Genomic DNA, 21,022 nt, shown 5'->3' on the forward strand with positions numbered 1-21,022 from the left:
TATTACACCTTAATTGCGCGGCGAGTGTCGCGGCCATAAACTAAATTGATTAATGCTCTCGAGGCAAAAATGCCGGTAAACATGCTGGTTAATAGCCCTAAGCCTAAGGTCAATGCAAAGCCTTGAATAGGGCCATTACCAATAGAGAACAGCACAACGGCGGTGATCATAGTGGTAAAATTAGCATCAAATATGGTTGAGAATGCACTATCAAATCCCACATCTATAGCGCTGGCAAAGCTGCGACCTTCAGCTAACTTTTCTTTTATTCGCTCAAAAATAAGCACATTAGTATCAACCGCCATACCAACAGTAAGCACTAACCCCGCAATACCTGGTAAGGTTAATACTGCCCCTGGAATAAGGGCTAGTAAGCCAAATAACATCGTCATGTTGGCAATTAACGCCACATTAGCAATCCAGCCTAAACGGCGATACCAACAGGCCATAAACAATAATGTTACTGACATACCTAATGCTAACGCTGCAAATCCGTTGACAATGTTTTCAGCACCTAAGCTTGGTCCTATTGTGCGTTCTTCTACAATCGTCACCGGTGCTGTCATGGAACCTGCTCTTAGCAATAACGCAAGCTGCTGTGCCTCTTGATGGCTGCCTGAACCGGTAATTTCAAACCGATTACCCAGTTGACTTTGTATGGTGGCAACACTAATGATTTGCGTTGTTTGTCGAGCTTTACCCGCCTCATCTCGGCTATATTCACTGTATGCGGTCGCCATAGGTTTACCTATGTTGTCGCGCGAGAAATCAGACATTAACTTACCGCCTGCAGCGTCGAGACTAATGTTGACTTTCGCCATGCCAAAATCACCAGTAGTCGCTCTAGCATCAATAATATGATCGCCTCCCAGTACTGGCTTTCTCGATACGTACACGGGTTTATCATGTTGGTCGTTAATGACCACAGCGTTTACAGAACCCGTTGGTAGTAAAGGATAAAATGCTAAACTGGCCGTTGCACCAATAACGTTTTTAGCGGTGGCAGGATCTTGTACTCCAGGTAACTCAATACGGATCCGATGATCACCTTGGCGTTGAACGAGCGCTTCGGTTATCCCCAGTTCCTCTATCCGGCTACGCATAATTTGCAAGTTTTGCTGCACAGTCACATTGGTCAATTTAAGTTGTTCATGTTGAGACAAACTAACAGTGAGTATTTGTTGGTGACCACTTACTTGCCATAATGGATACTGCTGTGCAATAAATTGTCTTAGCTGGGCTCGAGACGGTTCATCAGCAATCTCAATACTCAATGTAGCGCCATCACCAGAACGAACCATAACGTTACTGATATGCTGATCAGTAGCAAATTGCTTCACGGCATCACCAAGCATAATCGCCTGGTTTTGAAACACTAAATCAAGATCTACATCCAATAAAAATTGTACTCCACCGCGTAAATCTAAACCCAGCTTTATCGGTTTAACACCTAGGTTTAATAGCCAGTGAGGTGCAACAGGCGCTAAGGCTAATGTCACTTGAGCTTGATGCTCAAACTGCTCAGCTAAAGCCTTTTTAGCTTGGGCCTGCATATCAGGGTTATCTAGCACCACCAGTAAACTATCTTGTTGTTGCTCAATACGTTTACTCTTTATGCCTACCTGGTGTAGCGCATAATCAACTTGTTCTGCTGTTATAGATTGGCTTGGCTTTACACCAAGTTGTACAGCAGGATCTTCGCCATACCAAGATGGTAATGCGCTCATAAATAAGATGATTAATGTGGTAATTAATAACCAGTATTTCCATTGAGAATAATGATTTAGCTGTTTCGTTTTTGATTTCATAACTCTTGATCTCACTAGATCGAGGCTATTTAAGCCACGATAAAAATGCATAGCGAGTGATGAGGCGCAATTGACCTAACCCATCGACCCACAGTAAAACTCATTAGCAAAGCTAATGGCGTTTATCATCAAGGCAGAATATGGCTAACAGGTATGGGAATGGACGAAAAGTAAATTAGACTCTTTCCAGGCGGAAAGTCTTGAAGGAGCTGAAGCTGTGGATAAAACCCAGTCCAATTGCGGACTAAAGTTAATTTGATACCCTATGGTTAAACTTGGAACAGGTGGAGAGATAAATTCGTAAGCCAATAAATAATTGGGCTTTAACTCATCAGACTCGTGTTGAACAATACTGATATATCGCGACGAATAAGTGGGCACATAATGAATGTCTTTAGAATTAGATTCTGCAGAGATAGAGTTGGTTGAAGAGATATTACCAACATAGCCCAGCAGTGAACTATTACCATCGATGAGGGTGTGATTTAACGCGGTAATACTATTTGCATCATGACGGTCAATTGAGCGATCAATGCCTTTGACTGAAGACAGGATAATATCAACGTTAGCTGAACTCATTGGTTGATCACAGATACGATCATCTGAGTGTGTGTCGATATTATAAGAACAAGAATGTGCCGTAGTCGTGGTAAATGGCAACGATGCTAAAACCAACACACGGCTATTGATGAGGAAGATTGAACACAACCCCACAATTACCAGCATTAGTAGTATACGAGCCCACGGAAACGTCATAATGACCTTATTTAATCAAGCAATTCAGATACACAATCTGCATATTCTATTTTTACATCATCACAAAATGATTTTTAAACCTATATTTTAAACGTAATATTGCAAAGTATATTAGACTTCATACGGTAAAATGTAACAGCATTGTAAACTAAATGGATGATATCCATTGCACCTTTAATGTGCAAATGAATTTTTTTACATGTTTTATCGTCATCAGCACATAGGTACTGTATTTCATGACAATAAAAAAGCACTAAACAGTATGCTATTTAGTGCTCGCTAAAGTGATGTGTTATTAATGTCGGTATTAAGTTGTGCAAAAAATTTAATGCTTAATATTTGGTCATCAGCTTTAATATAATAGATAAAACATACTGTTAAATATTAGTTATGCTCAATAACAATCCACACTTAAAGATATTTAACGGCAATGACTTCATAGTCAGTCAAACCACCTGGAGTGGTAATCGAGACTTCATCGCCTTCACTTTTGCCAATTAACCCACGTGCAATCGGTGAATTAACAGAAATTAAATTTTGCTTAATATCAGCTTCATCATCACCAACAATGCGATAAGTCACTTCAGCATCAGTATCGATATTTAAAATAGTCACTGTCGTACCAAAAATCACTCGGCCAGTATTTTCTAATTTGGTAACATCAATGATTTGAGCGTTAGACAACTTACCTTCAATGTCACGAATACGCGCTTCACAAATACCCTGATCTTCACGGGCAGCGTGATATTCAGCATTTTCTTTTAAATCACCTAATTCACGAGCAGAAGCAATTGCTTCGGTAATTTTTGGGCGGCGATCGAACTTTAAAAATTCAACTTCTTTACGTAATTGATCTGCGCCAACTACCGTCATTGGGACCTTACTCATAATGTCTTTGTCTCCTTTAAAAACAAAAGCATCCCGTGCTGACGAAAGTCAACACAGTAAAAATTCAGTTGGAAGTACGCAATCGACTTAGCGTACGTATCTAGGATGCATCTTTTCGATGATGTCTGACAGCTTACCTAAGCTTTTACAGACTTGCTAGTCATCCATCATCAAAATGTCATAAAAAAGGTCGCCAAAAGGCGACCTTAGTCATTCCTTCGCAATAAAAACTAACTTTTTATGCGTTTGTGCAGTTCTTGCAAAGATGTCACCTTGATACGATCATCTGCTGAATGCGCCAAACAGGTCGCAAAGGCAGCATTTAATGTCGTCGTGTAATTCACTTTGTAGCGCAATGCTCCACGACGGATCTGGCGAGAATCTTCAATTGCTTGACGACCTTCAGTAGTGTTAACAATGTAGGTATATTCACCATTTTTAATACGATCAAGAATGTGTGGACGACCTTCATGTACTTTGTTAACTAAGCGAGGATTAATCCCTGCTTCACCTAAAATAATCGCAGTGCCGTGAGTGGCATCAATTTCATAGCCTAACTCAATCAGCTTAGAGGCTAAGTCAGCAACACGTTTTTTATCACTGTTACGAACAGAGAGTAACGCACGCCCAGACTTAGGCACTTCAGATGTGGCACCAAGCTGTGCTTTAGCATAGGCTTCAGCAAATGTATCACCCACGCCCATCACTTCACCCGTTGAGCGCATTTCTGGGCCTAAGAGTGGATCAACGCCTGGGAATTTATTAAACGGCAATACAACTTCTTTTACCGAGAAATAAGGTGGGATCACTTCTTTGGTAAAGTTTTGTGAAATTAAGCTTTGACCAGCCATCACACGTGCAGCAATTTTAGCTAAAGGAACGCCTGTTGCTTTAGATACAAATGGCACGGTACGGGCAGCGCGCGGGTTAACTTCAATCATGTAGATTTCGTTATCTTTTACCGCAAATTGCACGTTCATTAAGCCGATTACGCCTAACTCAAAAGCCAGTTTTGACACTTGCTCGCGCATTCTCGCCTGAACATCAGCACTTAAGGTGTAAGGTGGTAATGAACAACCTGAGTCACCAGAGTGAACGCCTGCTTGTTCAATATGCTCCATAATAGCGCCAACAACCACGGTTTCGCCGTCACATACTGCATCAATATCGACTTCAATCGCATCATCTAAGAAGTGATCGAGTAATACAGGCGATGCATTAGACACTTTAACGGCTTCATTGAAGTAACGCAGTAAATCTTGCTTGTCGTAGACGATTTCCATCGCACGACCGCCCAATACATAAGATGGACGCACCACTAACGGATAACCAATTTTTTCAGCTTCAATCACCGCACTTTCAACAGTCGTTACAGTGGCATTTTCTGGCTGCTTCATGTTTAAACGTTGAATTGCTTGTTGGAAACGTTCGCGGTCTTCTGCACGGTCAATCGCATCAGGGCTAGTACCAATAATTGGCACACCTGCGGCTTCTAACTCGCGCGCGAGTTTAAGCGGAGTTTGACCACCGTATTGAACAATAACGCCTTTTGGCTTTTCGATACGCACGATTTCGAGCACGTCTTCCAAGGTGACAGGTTCAAAGTATAGGCGATCAGAGGTATCGTAGTCGGTTGATACGGTTTCAGGGTTACAGTTAACCATGATGGTTTCATAACCGTCTTCACGTAAGGCTAATGCAGCATGCACACAACAGTAATCAAACTCAATACCTTGACCAATACGGTTTGGACCACCGCCCAGAATCATGATCTTTTCACGGTTCGATGGGTTAGCTTCACATTCTTCTTCGTACGTTGAATACATGTACGCGGTATCGGTTGAGAATTCAGCAGCACAAGTATCGACTCGCTTATAAACTGGGTAAATTTCATGTCGATAACGTAGTTTACGAATCTCGTTTTCATTGACACCTAACACAGCAGCTAAACGCGCATCAGAGAACCCTTTACGCTTTAATTGACGTAAATAGTTTTGCTCTAAACCTGACATACCAAGCTCAGCCACTTTGGCTTCATGGGTAATCAAATCTTCAATTTGAACCAAGAACCAATGGTCGACATTCGTCAACGTGAAGATTTCGTCACGGCTTAAACCGGCACGAAATGCATCAGCTATGTACCAAATGCGGTCACAACCTGGCTCTTTAAGTTCATGACGAATACGTTGCATGGCTTCTGGTGATTGTAAATCCACCACAGAATCAAAACCGTTACGACCCACTTCAAGTCCGCGTAACGCTTTTTGCAATGACTCTTGGAAAGTACGGCCGATTGCCATGACTTCACCAACAGACTTCATTTGAGTGGTTAAACGGTCGTTTGCACCGGCAAACTTTTCAAAGTTAAAGCGCGGTATTTTAGTCACAACATAGTCGATAGCAGGTTCAAACGATGCTGGTGTTTTACCGCCAGTAATGTCGTTGCTTAGCTCGTCTAAAGTGTAACCCACAGCTAATTTAGCCGCGATTTTAGCAATCGGGAAACCGGTTGCTTTAGAGGCCAATGCTGATGAGCGAGATACCCGTGGATTCATCTCAATAATGACCATGCGGCCAGTATTAGGACAAATACCAAATTGTACGTTTGAGCCACCAGTTTCAACACCAATTTCACGCAGTACCGCTATCGAAGCGTTACGCATTAATTGATATTCTTTGTCGGTTAGCGTTTGTGCTGGAGCGACAGTGATTGAATCACCGGTGTGAACCCCCATCGCATCGAAGTTTTCGATAGTACAGACGATAATACAGTTATCGTTGCGGTCACGAACCACTTCCATTTCATATTCTTTCCAACCAATTAATGATTCATCGATCAATAATTCGTTAGTTGGCGACAAATCTAAGCCTTGAGAACAAATCTCTTCAAACTCTTCTTTGTTGTAGGCAATACCACCGCCGCTGCCACCCATGGTGAAAGACGGACGAATAATACAGGGGAAGCCCACCATATCTAATACGCCATAAGCTTCATCCATGTTATGAGCAATACCCGCACGCGGGCAGTCTAAACCAATGGATTTCATCGCTTTGTCGAAACGACTACGGTCTTCAGCTTTATCAATCGCATCTGCTGTCGCACCAATCATTTCAACATTAAACTCTTTTAGTACGCCTTTTGCCTCAAGCTGAAGTGCGCAGTTCAGTGCGGTTTGTCCACCCATAGTCGGGAGAATGGCATCTGGACGCTCTTTGGCAATAATGTTGCGTACGACTTCCCAATGAATTGGCTCGACATAGGTTGCATCGGCCATTTCTGGGTCGGTCATAATCGTTGCTGGATTAGAGTTGACCAGAATAACGCGATAGCCTTCTTCACGAAGTGCTTTACAAGCTTGCGCACCTGAATAATCAAACTCACACGCCTGACCAATAACAATTGGACCGGCACCTAGGATAAGAATACTTTTTATATCTGTACGTTTTGGCATTGCTTCTGTCTTCTCCCAGATAACTACTTGGCGTGCTGACGGTATTGTTCTATAAGCTCGATGAAATGATCGAACAGAGGCGCGGCATCGGTTGGCCCAGGGCTCGCTTCAGGGTGACCCTGGAAGCTAAATGCGGGTTTATCCGTTAGATGAATGCCTTGTAATGATCCATCAAATAACGATTTATGCGTCACCTTGATATTAGCAGGTAGCGTGGTTTCATCAGCAGCAAAACCGTGGTTTTGACTGGTGATCATCACGTTGCCTTTTTCAACATTGCTCACTGGGTGGTTTGCACCATGGTGACCAAATTTCATCTTTAAGGTTTTTGCGCCTGAGGCTAATGCTAATAATTGATGGCCAAGACAAATACCAAAAACAGGGATTTCTGTTTTCAAAATTTGCTGGATGGCGGTAATCGCGTAATCACATGGCTCAGGGTCGCCAGGACCATTTGACAGAAATACTCCATCAGGATTCATCGCAAGTACGTCTGCAGCAGAAGTTTGCGCAGGTACCACGGTGACATCACAACCACGGTCAACCAACATACGTAAAATATTACGTTTTACACCGTAATCGTAGGCAACAATTTTATATTTGAGTTCAGCTTCTGGTGTTTCAGACGGTAAACCACCGACTAATTTCCAGCTACCATTGCGCCATGTATAGGCTTTATCGGTAGTCACTTCTTTAGCTAAATCCATACCTTTTAAGCCTGGAAATGCTTTTGCAGCTGCAAGTGCCTTCGCTTCATCTAGGTTGCCGACCATAATGCAACCGGCTTGAGCGCCTTTTTCACGCAAAATACGAGTTAGTTTGCGAGTATCAATATCAGCGATACCAACAACATTATTTGCTTTTAAATAATCGCTTAATGATTGTTGGTTACGAAAATTACTCGCCATAAGCGGTAAGTCACGAATGATTAAGCCACATGCATGAACCGAATCCGATTCAGTGTCTTCATCATTAGTACCTGTGTTACCGATGTGAGGATAGGTTAATGTTACTATTTGGCGTGAATATGAAGGATCCGTAAGAATCTCTTGATAACCTGTCATTGAAGTATTAAATACCACTTCACCAACAGAGATACCGGTAGCACCAATTGCGGTACCAGAGAATACGGTTCCATCTTCGAGTACGAGTAAGGCAGACTGTGTCAACGCGACCTCCAGAAAAGAGCCAAGCCACTTAAATTATGTGTTTTTTATTTTGCACTAAAAATACCAATTTCCGTTAAATTACGAAATTTTGGCAAATTCTAGCGATTGTATAAGAAATTCGTTTTTACGTCTATATTTTGCAGGATTGTTTTCAAAAAAAAACACCAACGAATGGTGTTTTTAGTTGCTAATTCAACCCTAGTACTTGCTGCATGTCGTATAGACCAGCATTTTGATCTGAGAGCCAAAAAGCCGCTCTCATAGCCCCATTCGCAAAGGTCATTCTGCTCGATGCTTTGTGGGTTATTTCTAACCGCTCGCCTATGTCAGCAAACATAGCGGTATGTTCACCAACAATATCACCAGCGCGAACAGTAGCAAAACCTATGGTATTACGGTCGCGTTCACCAGTAATACCTTCACGTCCAAATACCGCACATTGGTCTAAATCACGGCCTAATGTTTGAGCAATAATCTCACCCATTTTGAGCGCGGTGCCTGACGGTGCATCTTTTTTATGACGATGATGAGCTTCGATTATTTCGATATCGGTATAATCACCCATCACTTCAGTGGCAAGTGCAAGTAGCTTCCACATCACATTAACACCAACAGACATATTAGGTGCTAATACCACAGGTACTTGTTCTGAATAGGCACCAATGAGCTCTTTTTGAGCATGATTGAACCCAGTTGTACCGATGACAATGGCTTTGTGATTTTTAGCACACCAATCAAGATGAATGATTGAAGACTCTGGTGAGGTAAAATCAATCAGAACGTCAAAATCGTTCACTACGTTATCTAGTGAATCGGTAATAACAACGTCCATTGCACCAACACCAGCAAGCACACCGGCATCAATACCGACTAAACTAGAGCCTGTACGATCTATCGCTGCGCCAAGTACGATGACTTGTTGCTGTCTAGCAGATTCAATCAGTGTACGGCCCATACGGCCACTGGCACCAACTACAGCAATTCTCACTTTTGCAGTCATTTATTTCTCCCAGTGTTAACTAAAGATAAACCTAAAAACAGCATATACAAAAACGCCTAAGTTAACTTAGGCGTTTTTAATAACTAGATAATTTCTAACAATTCAACTTCGAAGACCAAAGCTGAATAAGGCGGGATTGAAGCACCCGCGCCACGCTCACCATAAGCCAAGTGATGCGGGACATATAATTTAAGCTTAGTGCCAACAGGCATTAACTGTAATGCCTCAGTCCAACCAGCTATCACACCTGATACCGGGAACTCAGCAGGCTGGCCACGAGCAACAGAGCTGTCGAAAACATCACCACTGATAAATGTACCATGGTAGTGAGTACGTACAGTTGAATCATAGGTAGGCTTTTCGCCGTCACCTTGAACAAGTACTTCGTATTGAAGACCAGACTCAGTAATCGTAATACCGTCACGCTTAGCGTTTTCAGCTAAGAATGTTTCGCCTTCAGCAGCAGCGGCTTCAGCAGCAGCTTCTTGAGCTTCTTGTAAACGACGACTAATTTCAGTAAATGCAACTTGAAGCTCTTCCATTGATACTGCGCTTTCTTTACCGGCAAATGCATCAGCAAGACCAGCTTGAACAGCCGGGATATCAATACCTTCAAAAGAGTTTGCCGCTAGCTGCTCGCCCATTTGACGACCTACACCGTAGCTAGCATGCTGTTCCATAGTGCTGAACAAATCTGACATAATAATTTTCTCTCAATAAACATAAAAAATTCGCACCAGAGTTTATCACAATAAACTCCGTCAATGTTGGCAAAAAACGCTATTTAACTTGAGCAATTTTACACTCAGTCAAAGACTGTTTTCTTGCCTGTGTATAAAGCGGCATCACTTGATTTTGCGCCGCTTGTAAGTCTTCAATTCGATGACTGTGTGACGGATGAGTCGACAACAGCTCAGGCCCTTGTGCACCACCAGCCTTGGCCATATTTTGCCACAAAGCAATGCTTTGCGCCGGATTAAATCCCGCTTTAGCCATTAGCTCTAAACCTACAATATCAGCTTCAGACTCTTGACTGCGGCCAAAGGGTAAAATAATGCCGACTTTTGACCCTAAGCCAAGTCCGGCCATGTACAGATCTTTATTAGCAATTCCAGATGCGCCTATCGCTGCATCGGCGGCTTGCATACCCAAACCAGTAAGCTGGGCGCGAGATACTTGCTCATTTCCATGTTGCGCTAACACATGTGCCACTTCATGCCCCATCACAGTAGCAAGTTGATCTTGATTAACGGCGACCTTCAATAAACCGGTATAGACACCAATATGACCGCCCGGTAATGCAAAAGCATTAACCTGGTCTGAATCAAATACCACTACGTCCCATTGTTGAGACTGATCAGGTAATACTGCTGTGATACGCTTAGCAATACAATTGACATAGTCAGTTTGGGCTTTATTTTGACTTATTTTTTCACTTTGTTTCATTGCCTCAAACGACTGACCACCCATTTGCTGCATCTGTGTATCAGAAAACAATAAGGTCTGCCCTCGCCCCGTGGGCGATTGACTATTGACACAGCCCACTAATAAAGCAGCAACAAATAGGGTTAGTGCGAGAGGTTTCATGTTGTCATCCCTTAAACATTATTGAATCAAAAAGCTAATCCAGCATTAGCTTATTTTATACCAGTCTTTAGCGCGAATGCATCACTTACAATATCTAATCTCAGCTCGCATTAACAAGTCGGCTTGCGTTTGGTAAAATCACTAATACTGCGTTTGTTCGCAGTACGACGATTAGCTTGTTTATCGCGAGGCGCTCGCTTACTGGCTTCACTCGTTGGCTTATCTGTTACGGCAAAACCAGCGAGTTCAGTTAACGGTAACGCTTGCCTTGTTAACAACCTAATAGCATCCAAGCTTAATAACTCAGCATGACTCACTAATGACAAGGCAACACCACTTAATCCTGCCCGTGCAGTTCGTCCTATACGATGTACATAGACAGCGGCCTGGCTAGGTAAATCAACATTTATGACCACAGGTAGAGCGTCAATATGGATACCACGAGATAATACATCGGTAGCCACTAGTACTGTTAACTGTTGATTTTTAAACTGCTCCAAAGTTTGGCTTCGCACAGCTTGTTCTTTATCACCATGAAGTGCCGCGGCATTAATACCCGCTTTGACTAATTTTTTACATAATGAATCGACATCATCTTTAGCATTAACAAATACCAACACCTGTGACCATTGGTGCAAAGTAATTAAGTGGATCAGTGCTTTTGCTTTACTGCCTTTATTTACATGATATAAGGTTTGAGCGATATCAGCCACAGCACTATTGATCACATGCGCTTGAATACGCACGTGTGCTGTCGTCAAAACTTGCTCGGCTAATGTGGTTAATGGCTCAGGCAATGTGGCCGAAAATAATAAACGCTGTCCAGTTGGCATCATTGCGATTAGCGCATTAATGTCACCAATAAAACCCATGTCCAATAATCTATCAGCTTCATCAAGCACTAAGCTTTGCAGATGTTCAAACTGAATAACACCTTGCTGCGCTAACGCTAATAAGCGCCCTGGGGTCGCAACAATAAGGTTAGCAGGTTGTGTCAATCGCTCTACCTGCAATTCAATTGCTTGGCCGCCGCATAGCATATCGACGCGTAAATTTAATGCTTGCGCTAACGGGGCTAAATCTTGCATCACTTGTGAAGCTAATTCTCGAGTTGGCACAATGACCACCGCAGAAAGACCAACCTCTGGAGACAGACTCAAGCGCTGTAAAAGTGGTAAACCATAAGCATAGGTTTTACCGCTACCGGTTTGCGCCAATGCCAAGACATCTTGCCCAGTCAATATTGCAGGGATCGCTAATTGCTGAACGCGACTAGGCTCAGTCACTGCTGGCGGTAATGCGGTTAATAATGTTGGATTGAGCTGGAATACAGAAAATGACATACATAACGCCTAATGGTAAAAAAACAGCTAAATAAGTTGCTAAAAAATTGTATCGCTAAAAATGTGTTCGCCATGAACTAGACAGACATTGACGTCATCTGCAGAGCTATAACATGTCACCTTTTAGTACCTGATTATACCAGTCAATAAAAAAGGCTGTTTACCTAAAGTAAACAGCCTTTCATGATAGTCACGTTTAATGGAACGATACTAACTGTTTAAGTCTTGAAAAAACTTTTTTACGCCATCAAAAAAACCTTCCGCTTTAGGGCTGTGCTTTTTTGACTCGCCAGTTAAGGTCGCTTCAAACTCACGCAATAACTCTTTTTGTTTGTCATTCAAGTTAACCGGTGTTTCCATGACCACTTTACACAACAAGTCACCAACGGCATGGCTACGAACCGACTTAACCCCTTTACCACGCAAGCGGAACATACGCCCAGTTTGGGTTTCTGTTGGGATTTTAAGGCTAACTTTACCGTCTAATGTCGGTACTTCAATCTCGCCGCCTAATGCCGCTTTACTAAATGAAATAGGCACTTCACAGTATAAGTTATTGGCATCACGAGTAAAGATGGCATGTTCACGTACACTAACCTGCACATATAAATCGCCAGGAGGTGCACCAAACTCGCCCGCTTCACCTTCACCGGTTAAACGAATACGATCGCCTGTATCAACACCGGCTGGAATTTTAACTGACAGAGTTTTGCTTTTCTCGACTCGGCCTTCGCCATGACATTTGCCACAAGGATCTTTAATAATTTTACCGCGACCATGACAAGTAGGACACGCTTGCTGAACAGCAAAGAAACCTTGGCGCATTTGCACTTGGCCTTGACCATGACAAGTGCCACATGTGGTTGCAGAGGTGCCTTTTTTAGCGCCACTACCATCACACAAATCACATGCAGCGAGTGTCGGAATGCGTAATTCTTTGGTTAAACCACGGACAGCTTCTTCTAAAGATAATTCAAGGTTGTAGCGTAAGTCACTACCACGTGCAGCCTGACGTTGACCACCGCGGCGACCGCCACCAAAAATATCACCAAAAACATCACCAAAGATATCGCCAAAATCACCTTGGCCACCGCCGTGTCCACCACGATTAGGATCGACGCCAGCATGACCAAATTGATCATATGCAGCTTTCTTGTCGCTGTCGGTTAAAATTTCGTACGCTTCTTTAATTTCTTTAAAGCTGGCTTCTGCGGCTTTATCACCCGGATTACGATCTGGGTGAAATTTCATCGCTAAGCGTTTGTACGCTTTTTTAATTTCGCGTTCACTGGTGTCACGTCCAACACCGAGAACTTCGTAATAATCACGCTTTGACATAGTGTTCTGTTTCTCGAAGGTGTGAGTAAGTTGTTAAACTTAATTTATACAAACGGGCGTGTGAGGATAGCCTCAACGCCCGCTTTTAAAGTAACTAACTGAAATGGTTAATTACTTTTTGTCGTCTTTAACTTCTTCGAACTCAGCATCAACAACATCATCAGCAGGCTTAGATTGGCCAGCATCTTGCGCTTGGCCTTCAGCTTCGCCTTGCGCTTTAGCTTGAGCAATTTCCATTAACTTAGCAGACGCTTCGATAAGAGCTTGAGTTGCAGTGTCCATTGCTTCTTTATCTTTGCCTTTAATAGCCGTTTCTAAAGTTGCAATTGCCGCTTCAATCTTTTCTTTTTCATCGCTTGCTAAAGCATCACCAGCTTCTTCAACTTGTTTTCTAGTTGAATGAGCTAAACCATCGGCTTGATTACGCGCTTTTACTAACTCTTCAAATTTCGCATCTTCGTCAGCATGAGCTTCGGCATCACGTACCATTTGCTCTACTTCTTCATCAGACAAACCAGAAGAGGCTTTAATGGTAATGTTTTGTTTCTTACCTGTTTTCTTGTCTGTTGCAGACACATGTAAGATACCATCAGCATCGATGTCGAACATCACTTCAACTTGTGGCTGGCCACGTGGTGCAGGCTCAATACCTTCAAGGTTAAATTGACCTAAAGACTTGTTTGCACTCGCTTGCTTACGCTCACCTTGAAGTACGTGAATGGTCACGGCACTTTGGTTGTCGTCAGCGGTTGAGAATACTTGCTGAGCTTTAGTCGGGATAGTGGTGTTTTTATCGATAAGCTTAGTCATCACACTGCCCATGGTTTCAATACCAAGAGACAATGGTGTAACGTCAAGTAGCAATACGTCTTTCACTTCACCTGAAAGTACGCCAGCTTGAATCGCCGCGCCAACTGCAACCGCTTCATCAGGGTTGACGTCTTTACGTGGCTCTTTGCCGAAGAAGTTAGTTACCGCTTCTTGTACTTTAGGCATACGAGTTTGACCACCAACAAGAATCACTTCATTGATGTCTGATACTTTTAAATCAGCGTCAGCTAGGGCAACTTTTAACGGCTCTAAAGTACGTTGAATTAAGTCTTCAACTAATGACTCTAATTTAGAGCGAGTAATTTTAACCACTAAATGTTTAGGGCCTGATGCATCTGCAGTGATGTAAGGCAAGTTAACTTCAGTATGGTTAGTGCTTGAAAGCTCGATTTTTGCTTTTTCAGCAGCTTCTTTCAAACGTTGCATCGCTAGAGGATCTCTACGAAGATCTAAGCCTTGGTCTTTCTTAAATTCGTCAGCTAAATAGTTGATTAAGCGGTTATCGAAATCTTCACCACCTAAATGAGTGTCACCATTGGTTGCTAACACTTCAAATGTTTGGTCACCATCATTACTGTCGATTTCGATGATAGAGATATCAAATGTACCACCACCTAAATCGTAAACGGCAACGACGTTGTCGCCTTGCTTCTTATCGATACCATAGGCAAGTGCAGCAGCCGTTGGTTCGTTGATGATACGCTTAACATCAAGACCTGCGATACGGCCAGCATCTTTAGTTGCTTGACGTTGTGAATCGTTAAAGTAAGCAGGAACAGTAATAACCGCTTCAGTCACTTCTTCACCTAAAAAGTCTTCAGCTGTCTTTTTCATCTTTTTCAAGATTTCAGCCGACACTTGTGGTGGTGCCATTTTATTACCACGAGACTCAACCCATGCATCACCGTTATCAGCGCCAATAATTTTGAATGGCATGATGTTTACATCACGTTGCACTTCATCGTCTTTAAAACGACGGCCGATTAAACGCTTAATCGCAAAAAATGTGTTTGCAGGGTTAGTAACAGCTTGACGCTTAGCAGGTTGGCCAACAATAATTTCATCATCGGTGTACGCGATGATTGAAGGGGTTGTGCGATCACCCTCTGCGTTTTCAATTACGCGTGCTTTGCCGCCATCAAGGACTGCTACACACGAGTTTGTTGTGCCTAAATCGATACCAATAATTTTGCCCATGGGGTCCTCCGAAATTGACGTTATTCGTCGCAAATATGTTATTTGATGTTGATATGGGGATGAACAACCAGTATTTCAAGCATTTTATTGCTTAACTTGAGATTCATATTAACCACTCATATCAGCCTTGATACCTATATTGGGACAGCAAAGTGAATTACAAGGGGAATGCTAAAAATTTATCGTGTTTTACTGATATTATTGACGCAGCATCAATGATGCGAAGGGGTTTTCTCTTCAACTAACAACAACAGCTTAAATAATTGTATTGTCGAGGTTACCACTGCAACGTGAGGCTATTTTATTTTGGTTAGCTGTAACAAGGCGCAAGCTTTGCCATGTCTTTTACTATTACCCCTTAAGCCTTTTACGTCTTATAACAGCATGAACTGCTCGAATATTAGTCTCAAATAATCCAACGTTACATAGGCAGTGATGACTGACCTTTGCAGCCGAGTTTACCGATGGCTAACATCAGCTAGCTCAAAGAGAATAGGCACTCGGGTATGTTTTAATCCTCCCCATATTAGCTAACCATATCAGCAGAACTTATTGTCAGGATATTAAACAGCGTTAGATAAGCATTAAATAACGCTATTCATTTGATAAAAACACAACTAAAGTTATAAAAGTATCAAAGATGCTTAGAAAACAATCAAAATGCAATTAATTGAAGAGGTAGTAGGCAATGGGACTGCCAAGATGGAATTTAAGTGATAACACGGAACGTAAAATACGCATTATTATTTTAATCGTTGTGGCATTAATCCTTATCTATGAAAAGTTTTGTGGCATGAGCTCCACTCAATATCCAGCGATGTATTTAAGCGTGTTTTCACTGATAGCCACGTTTATGACCAATGCGGTACAGCGTCGCTATTTCACCTATGTAATGGAATACGCTCAAGCATTTAGAATTGTAGCCATATTAATGACCGGAGCATTTTTTGTGATTTGGTTGTTAACCACCTATGAACGCTTGAATGAATCCGCAATGCCAAGCCATCTTATTTATAATATGTAATGCGCTATTTGATTGTCAAAAACCAGCTCTACATTCACAAATTATCAATAATAAGGACGCTTAACAGCGCCCTTATTATCATGAAGACCATCACCCAATCAGTTATTGTCTACAAGTATAATCGCCCCAGGCGAGCCACTTATACGTCGTCAAAGCATCTAACGCCATGGGACCACGAGCATGCAATTTTTGGGTACTCACGGCAACTTCTGCGCCAAGACCAAACTGTGAGCCATCTGTAAAACGAGTACTGGCATTCACATACACTGCAGCGGAATCAACTTGATTCATAAAGTCGCTCGCTGTGTGAATGTTATCCGTTAAAATAGCCTCAGAGTGTCCTGTCGAATATTGACGAATATGCTCCACCGCTTCGTCAATATCATTGACCACTTTGATCCCTAACGTAAGTGATAACCACTCGGTTGAGAACGACTCATCATGCGCTGGAGTAACATCAAAACCTAGACCGTCAAGATAAGGTAAGGCAATGGCACAAGCATGGAAACGTACCCCAAGCGAATGTAAATGTGAGGCAATATTTGGAATAAATTCAGCGGCTACCTGTTGATGTATTAGCAATGTATCTAAGGCATTACACACTGTTGGGCGTTGCACTTTAGCGTTAGCAATCACATCAATTGCACGGACTAAATCGGCCTGTTTATCAACCAATAAATGACAGATACCAATCCCACCTAGAATGACTGGAATACTCGATTGTTCAGCACACAACCGCTGCAGATTTTGTCCACCACGGGGGATAATCATATCGACATATTTGTCGAGCCTGAGCAAACCACTAACAAGACTTCGCTCAGGTGAATCAATAAGCTGCACGGCATCTTTAGGTAAATCTAGGCTCACGAGTGCATCTCGAATGACTTCACTTAGCACTTTATTGGAGGTCAGGGTTTCTTTACCGCCGCGCAAAATCACGGCATTGCCAGTCTTTAACGCTAACACAGCAATATCAACGGTGACATTTGGCCGAGCCTCATAAATCACTCCCACTACCCCTAATGGGACACTGCGACGAGTTAAGCGTAAGCCGTTATCTAATACTCGACTTTCAGCTTCTTTACCGACAGGGTCAGCTAGGGCGATGACATTATCAATGTCAGCGATAATCCCGCCAAGCCGTCCTTCGTCCAGCATCAACCTATCTATCATGGCTTCGGTTAAACCACTTTGCTTCGCAGCAATGATATCTTGTGCATTGGCTTGTAAAATATCATCTTTACGCTGAGCTAAGTAATCGGCAATAGTTGCTAACAACAGGTTTTTCTGTTTTGCCGTTAAACTCGCTAAGATAAAACTAGCAGCTTTAGCGCGTTGGCCGAGTAGGGTTAAATATTCTGTTTTTGTGGCTGACATCTGCTTATCCTTAATTATCGAGTACGACCATATCATTGCGATGAACAACAGCATCACCGTAGTTATAGCCGAGTAAACTTTCTATGTCATCAGAGTGTTTACCGCTAATTTTAATTAAATCATTGGCACAATAACGGCTAATGCCTTTAGCTAAAATCTTACCGATTTGATTCACGATCAGTAAAGTCGCACCGCGCTCAAAATGACCTTCTACATCAATAATACCTTTGGACAATAAGCTACGACCATTAGCAACGACGGCAACCGATGCTCCAGCATCAATGACTAATTTACCTTGCGAAGCTGGGCCGGCAAGGATCCATTGCTTGCGACTTTCTAATGGATTTTCTATGGCACTAAAATGAGTACCAACAGACTCTCTAGCCGCTACTCTGGCGATAACATCAGGATGATGACCGGAAGCGATGACCACTTCAATACCCGCACGGCGAGCCACATCGGCAGCTTCTAGTTTGGTTGCCATACCACCCGTTCCAAGTCCAGACACAGAACCGCCAGCTAACAAACGCAAACTGTCGTCGATATTAACAACTTGTTTAATCAACTGTGCTTCTGGATGCGTGCGCGGATCGGCATCAAATAAGCCTTTTTGGTCAGTCAGTAAGATCAGTAAATCAGCATCGCAAAGCAAGGCTGCACGGGCGGACAAATTATCATTATCACCCACCTTAATTTCATTGGTGGCAACGGCATCATTTTCATTAATGATCGGGATAATATTATGAGCTAATAATGCATTTAAAGTGTCACGGGCATTTAAATAACGTTCGCGATCTTGCAAATCAGCACGAGTTAACAATAACTGGCCAACATGTAAGCCGTAAATACTGAACAATTGTGACCACGCCAAAATTAACTGACTTTGACCTACAGCTGCAAGTAACTGTTTATTCGCCATAGTGTCGGGCAACACCGGATAATGTAAATGCTCTCGCCCAGCAGCTATTGCGCCCGATGTACACAATACAACTTCAACGCCTGAACGCATAAGCGAGGCCATTTGCCTGGCCAATTCAACCATATGTGCTTTATCGAGCTTTTTACTGCCAGATGTCAGCACGCTGGTGCCTAACTTAACTACTACGCGGCGATAACCCATTTATCTCACTCAGCTTGCAAAAAATATTCAGTTCATTTTTATACCCAATTCACTCGATAATTCATAGTGAAAGCCGCTAATAGTGGAATATTTATCGAGATTAACTATTTTCAGGTTAATAAATGGTTATCAAACAGTCTCTAATCCTGCTAACTCAGTTTCATTAAGCTTAAATAGCTTGGCTATTGGCGCCTTATTAGAAAAACAAAAAAAGGGCTAATAGCCCTTTTTTGTATTGGCCTAAGCCAATTTATAACCATTTACCCTATTGATGGGCAACGGATTAACTATAAATAAATTTCGCCACAAACAATGCTGCTACAACTAAAATACCTGAATTTAAATCTTTAAAACGTCCTGTCATCAATTTGATTGCAGCGTAAGAAATAAACCCAAGGCCAATAGCATTGGCAATAGAGAAAGTTAACGGCATTAATAAACATGTCACCACCACTGGAGCGGCTTCCGTTATATCTTCCCAATCAACATTCACCAGACCAGACATCATTAAAATAGCCACGTAAAACAAGGTACCAGTTGTTGCATAAGCTGGCACCATAGCAGCTAGCGGCGATAAAAATAACGCCGCAACAAACAACAATCCAACCACCACAGCGGTTAAACCTGTGCGGCCGCCAGCACTTACCCCTGCAATACTTTCAATATAGCTAGTCGTCGTTGATGTACCCAATGCCGCACCGGTAATGGTGGCAACACTGTCTGCTGTTAATGCACGTTTAACTCGCGGCAAGCGGCCTTTTTCATCCAGTAATCCTCCCCGTTGTGCAACAGCAACTAAGGTGCCGGATGTATCGAATAAATCAACAAACAAAAAAGCAAAGACGACAGATAACATGCTAATTTCTAATACACTAGACAAGTCCATTTTCATGAATGTAGGAGCAATAGACGGTGGCATAGCAACTAAGCCTTGATACTGTACGTCACCAAAAATCATGCCGAGAGCCGTCACGATCAAAATACTAAAAATAACTGCCGCTTTCAGGCCACGATGCACCATAGCAATAATTAAGAAGAAACCTAACGCCGCCATCAAGGCTGGAAATGAGGTAATGTCACCCATAGTCACTAATGTTGCAGGACTTGCCACAACAATGCCGGCATTTTTCAAGCCAATTAATGCTAAAAATAAACCAATACCTGCCGCGATACCAAATCGCAATGACATAGGAATACAGTTAACAATCCACTCGCGGATCCTAACTAGAGATAGAATTAAGAAGCACACCCCAGACATGAACACCGCACCAAGGGCCGTTTCCCAGCTATAACCCATTTCACCTACTACAGTGTAAGTGAAAAAAGCATTAAGCCCCATACCAGGCGCTAATGCGATAGGGTAATTAGCCAATAAGCCCATAACTAAGCACCCTATGGCAGCGGCTAAACATGTGGCAACAAATACCGCACCATGATCCATTCCTGCATCAGCAAGCATCATAGGGTTGACGAAAATAATGTAGGCCATGGTTAAGAAAGTAGTAAGACCGGCTATCGCTTCTTGTTTAAGACTCGTGTTGTGTTGTTTAAGTTTAAATAATTTTTCTAACATGGAGCGAAGGTCCTTGGGCAAAGGTTAACGTTGAGTTTATCGTTTTAATCGTTACAGATGAGGATAAGGCATGCTTACATGCTAAGCCGACATCTTTACGCAGGATAGGTGTGAATCAGCGGGAAATTATAAGTACTTACGACCTTGATAGCTATCAATTGCCTTTTTATTGAAAGATTTCAGTTTTTTATATAACGCACTAACCAATTGGCTAAATTTCAGGTAAAAAAAAGCCTACTCAAAAGAGTAGGCAGACATGTTACAAGCATTCCGTATGGGGAAAGGAAAGCTAGCACCACTGAATGTGATGTGGTAATAAATCTATTAGTTTATTACCTTGTCTAAACCGTCAAACGAGACGAACAAAAGGTTGATGGATATTAAAACGACGTAAAGAGGGTCAATTCTTAACGTTTCATGGCGAATATACCGCCACGTAAAACTGTCACATCAGCAAACCAAGTGTTTTGCCAATAAAATTTGCTGCTACCTGTATAAGACATGGTCTTCTCCTGAATAAAGTTAAGTTGCATAAACCTAGTAAAGCTTGGCTCGGTTC

At 42.4% G+C, this 21,022-nt stretch carries 15 protein-coding genes; 1 reads left to right on the forward strand and 14 read right to left on the reverse strand.

Annotation, left to right across the window (positions count from 1 at the left end):
- Positions 1-2: 2 nt before the first annotated feature.
- The 11 genes from secD to dnaK all read right to left on the reverse strand — a co-directional run bounded on the left by secD (position 3) and on the right by dnaK (position 15,369).
- Positions 3-1,808, reverse strand: a complete 1,806-nt coding sequence (gene secD / locus ACED29_RS01970; RefSeq protein WP_347689511.1) for a protein translocase subunit SecD — start codon at positions 1,806-1,808, stop codon at positions 3-5.
- Between the two features lie 144 nt (positions 1,809-1,952).
- The gene (locus ACED29_RS01975; protein ID WP_182754909.1) at positions 1,953-2,564 is read right to left on the reverse strand and encodes a hypothetical protein; all 612 of its coding nucleotides are present in this window, start codon (positions 2,562-2,564) and stop codon (positions 1,953-1,955) included.
- 411 nt (positions 2,565-2,975) lie between these two features.
- Entirely contained in the window at positions 2,976-3,452 is a 477-nt protein-coding gene (gene greA / locus ACED29_RS01980; RefSeq protein WP_124017648.1) for a transcription elongation factor GreA, read from the reverse strand.
- Between the two features lie 230 nt (positions 3,453-3,682).
- On the reverse strand, positions 3,683-6,904 hold the full coding sequence (gene carB, locus ACED29_RS01985) for a carbamoyl-phosphate synthase large subunit (RefSeq protein WP_182697854.1): 3,222 nt from the start codon (positions 6,902-6,904) through the stop codon (positions 3,683-3,685).
- A 23-nt stretch (positions 6,905-6,927) separates the two neighbouring features.
- Entirely contained in the window at positions 6,928-8,085 is a 1,158-nt protein-coding gene (gene carA, locus ACED29_RS01990) for a glutamine-hydrolyzing carbamoyl-phosphate synthase small subunit (protein ID WP_124017650.1), read from the reverse strand.
- A gap of 175 nt (positions 8,086-8,260) precedes the next feature.
- Positions 8,261-9,073 carry a 4-hydroxy-tetrahydrodipicolinate reductase gene (dapB, locus tag ACED29_RS01995; protein WP_124017651.1) on the reverse strand — a complete coding sequence of 271 codons (813 nt, stop codon included), beginning with the start codon at positions 9,071-9,073 and terminating at the stop codon, positions 8,261-8,263.
- Positions 9,074-9,156: 83 nt separating this feature from the next.
- The gene (locus tag ACED29_RS02000) at positions 9,157-9,774 is read right to left on the reverse strand and encodes an FKBP-type peptidyl-prolyl cis-trans isomerase (RefSeq protein WP_124017652.1); all 618 of its coding nucleotides are present in this window, start codon (positions 9,772-9,774) and stop codon (positions 9,157-9,159) included.
- A 79-nt stretch (positions 9,775-9,853) separates the two neighbouring features.
- Positions 9,854-10,660, reverse strand: a complete 807-nt coding sequence (locus tag ACED29_RS02005) for a M48 family metallopeptidase (RefSeq protein ID WP_371696859.1) — start codon at positions 10,658-10,660, stop codon at positions 9,854-9,856.
- A 110-nt stretch (positions 10,661-10,770) separates the two neighbouring features.
- Positions 10,771-12,003 (reverse strand): DEAD/DEAH box helicase, encoded by a 1,233-nt coding sequence (locus tag ACED29_RS02010; protein ID WP_371696860.1) that lies wholly within the window; start codon positions 12,001-12,003, stop codon positions 10,771-10,773.
- 210 nt (positions 12,004-12,213) lie between these two features.
- Complete coding sequence (gene dnaJ / locus ACED29_RS02015) at positions 12,214-13,341, reverse strand: molecular chaperone DnaJ (protein WP_124017655.1); 1,128 nt, start codon at positions 13,339-13,341, stop codon at positions 12,214-12,216.
- A gap of 111 nt (positions 13,342-13,452) precedes the next feature.
- Positions 13,453-15,369, reverse strand: coding sequence for a molecular chaperone DnaK (dnaK, locus tag ACED29_RS02020; RefSeq protein WP_124017656.1), 1,917 nt, complete (start codon positions 15,367-15,369; stop codon positions 13,453-13,455).
- Positions 15,370-16,057: 688 nt separating this feature from the next.
- Here dnaK and ACED29_RS02025 point away from each other — a divergent pair.
- Positions 16,058-16,393 carry a hypothetical protein gene (locus ACED29_RS02025; protein ID WP_124017657.1) on the forward strand — a complete coding sequence of 112 codons (336 nt, stop codon included), beginning with the start codon at positions 16,058-16,060 and terminating at the stop codon, positions 16,391-16,393.
- A 102-nt stretch (positions 16,394-16,495) separates the two neighbouring features.
- Here ACED29_RS02025 and ACED29_RS02030 read toward each other — a convergent pair whose 3' ends face one another.
- From ACED29_RS02030 to ACED29_RS02040, 3 genes are all read right to left on the reverse strand, one after another.
- Positions 16,496-17,770 (reverse strand): glutamate-5-semialdehyde dehydrogenase, encoded by a 1,275-nt coding sequence (locus ACED29_RS02030; RefSeq protein WP_371696863.1) that lies wholly within the window; start codon positions 17,768-17,770, stop codon positions 16,496-16,498.
- Positions 17,771-17,780: 10 nt separating this feature from the next.
- Entirely contained in the window at positions 17,781-18,890 is a 1,110-nt protein-coding gene (proB, locus tag ACED29_RS02035) for a glutamate 5-kinase (protein ID WP_124017659.1), read from the reverse strand.
- Positions 18,891-19,173: 283 nt separating this feature from the next.
- Positions 19,174-20,463 (reverse strand): NCS2 family permease, encoded by a 1,290-nt coding sequence (locus ACED29_RS02040; protein WP_124017660.1) that lies wholly within the window; start codon positions 20,461-20,463, stop codon positions 19,174-19,176.
- Positions 20,464-21,022: the final 559 nt, after the last annotated feature.

Source organism: Shewanella sp. 5S214, assembly GCF_041439795.1.
Classification (GTDB): Bacteria; Pseudomonadota; Gammaproteobacteria; order Enterobacterales; family Shewanellaceae; genus Shewanella; species Shewanella vesiculosa.

Bases quoted from the DNA above. Each gene is read 5' to 3' on its own strand.
- secD (WP_347689511.1), bottom strand. From the start codon at position 1,808: ATGAAATCAAAAACGAAACAGCTAAATCATTATTCTCAATGGAAATAC.
- ACED29_RS01975 (WP_182754909.1), bottom strand. From the start codon at position 2,564: ATGACGTTTCCGTGGGCTCGTATACTACTAATGCTGGTAATTGTGGGG.
- greA (WP_124017648.1), bottom strand. From the start codon at position 3,452: ATGAGTAAGGTCCCAATGACGGTAGTTGGCGCAGATCAATTACGTAAA.
- carB (WP_182697854.1), bottom strand. From the start codon at position 6,904: ATGCCAAAACGTACAGATATAAAAAGTATTCTTATCCTAGGTGCCGGT.
- dapB (WP_124017651.1), bottom strand. From the start codon at position 9,073: ATGACTGCAAAAGTGAGAATTGCTGTAGTTGGTGCCAGTGGCCGTATG.
- ACED29_RS02000 (WP_124017652.1), bottom strand. From the start codon at position 9,774: ATGTCAGATTTGTTCAGCACTATGGAACAGCATGCTAGCTACGGTGTA.
- ACED29_RS02005 (WP_371696859.1), bottom strand. From the start codon at position 10,660: ATGAAACCTCTCGCACTAACCCTATTTGTTGCTGCTTTATTAGTGGGC.
- ACED29_RS02010 (WP_371696860.1), bottom strand. From the start codon at position 12,003: ATGTCATTTTCTGTATTCCAGCTCAATCCAACATTATTAACCGCATTA.
- dnaJ (WP_124017655.1), bottom strand. From the start codon at position 13,341: ATGTCAAAGCGTGATTATTACGAAGTTCTCGGTGTTGGACGTGACACC.
- dnaK (WP_124017656.1), bottom strand. From the start codon at position 15,369: ATGGGCAAAATTATTGGTATCGATTTAGGCACAACAAACTCGTGTGTA.
- ACED29_RS02025 (WP_124017657.1), top strand. From the start codon at position 16,058: ATGGGACTGCCAAGATGGAATTTAAGTGATAACACGGAACGTAAAATA.
- ACED29_RS02030 (WP_371696863.1), bottom strand. From the start codon at position 17,770: ATGTCAGCCACAAAAACAGAATATTTAACCCTACTCGGCCAACGCGCT.
- proB (WP_124017659.1), bottom strand. From the start codon at position 18,890: ATGGGTTATCGCCGCGTAGTAGTTAAGTTAGGCACCAGCGTGCTGACA.
- ACED29_RS02040 (WP_124017660.1), bottom strand. From the start codon at position 20,463: ATGTTAGAAAAATTATTTAAACTTAAACAACACAACACGAGTCTTAAA.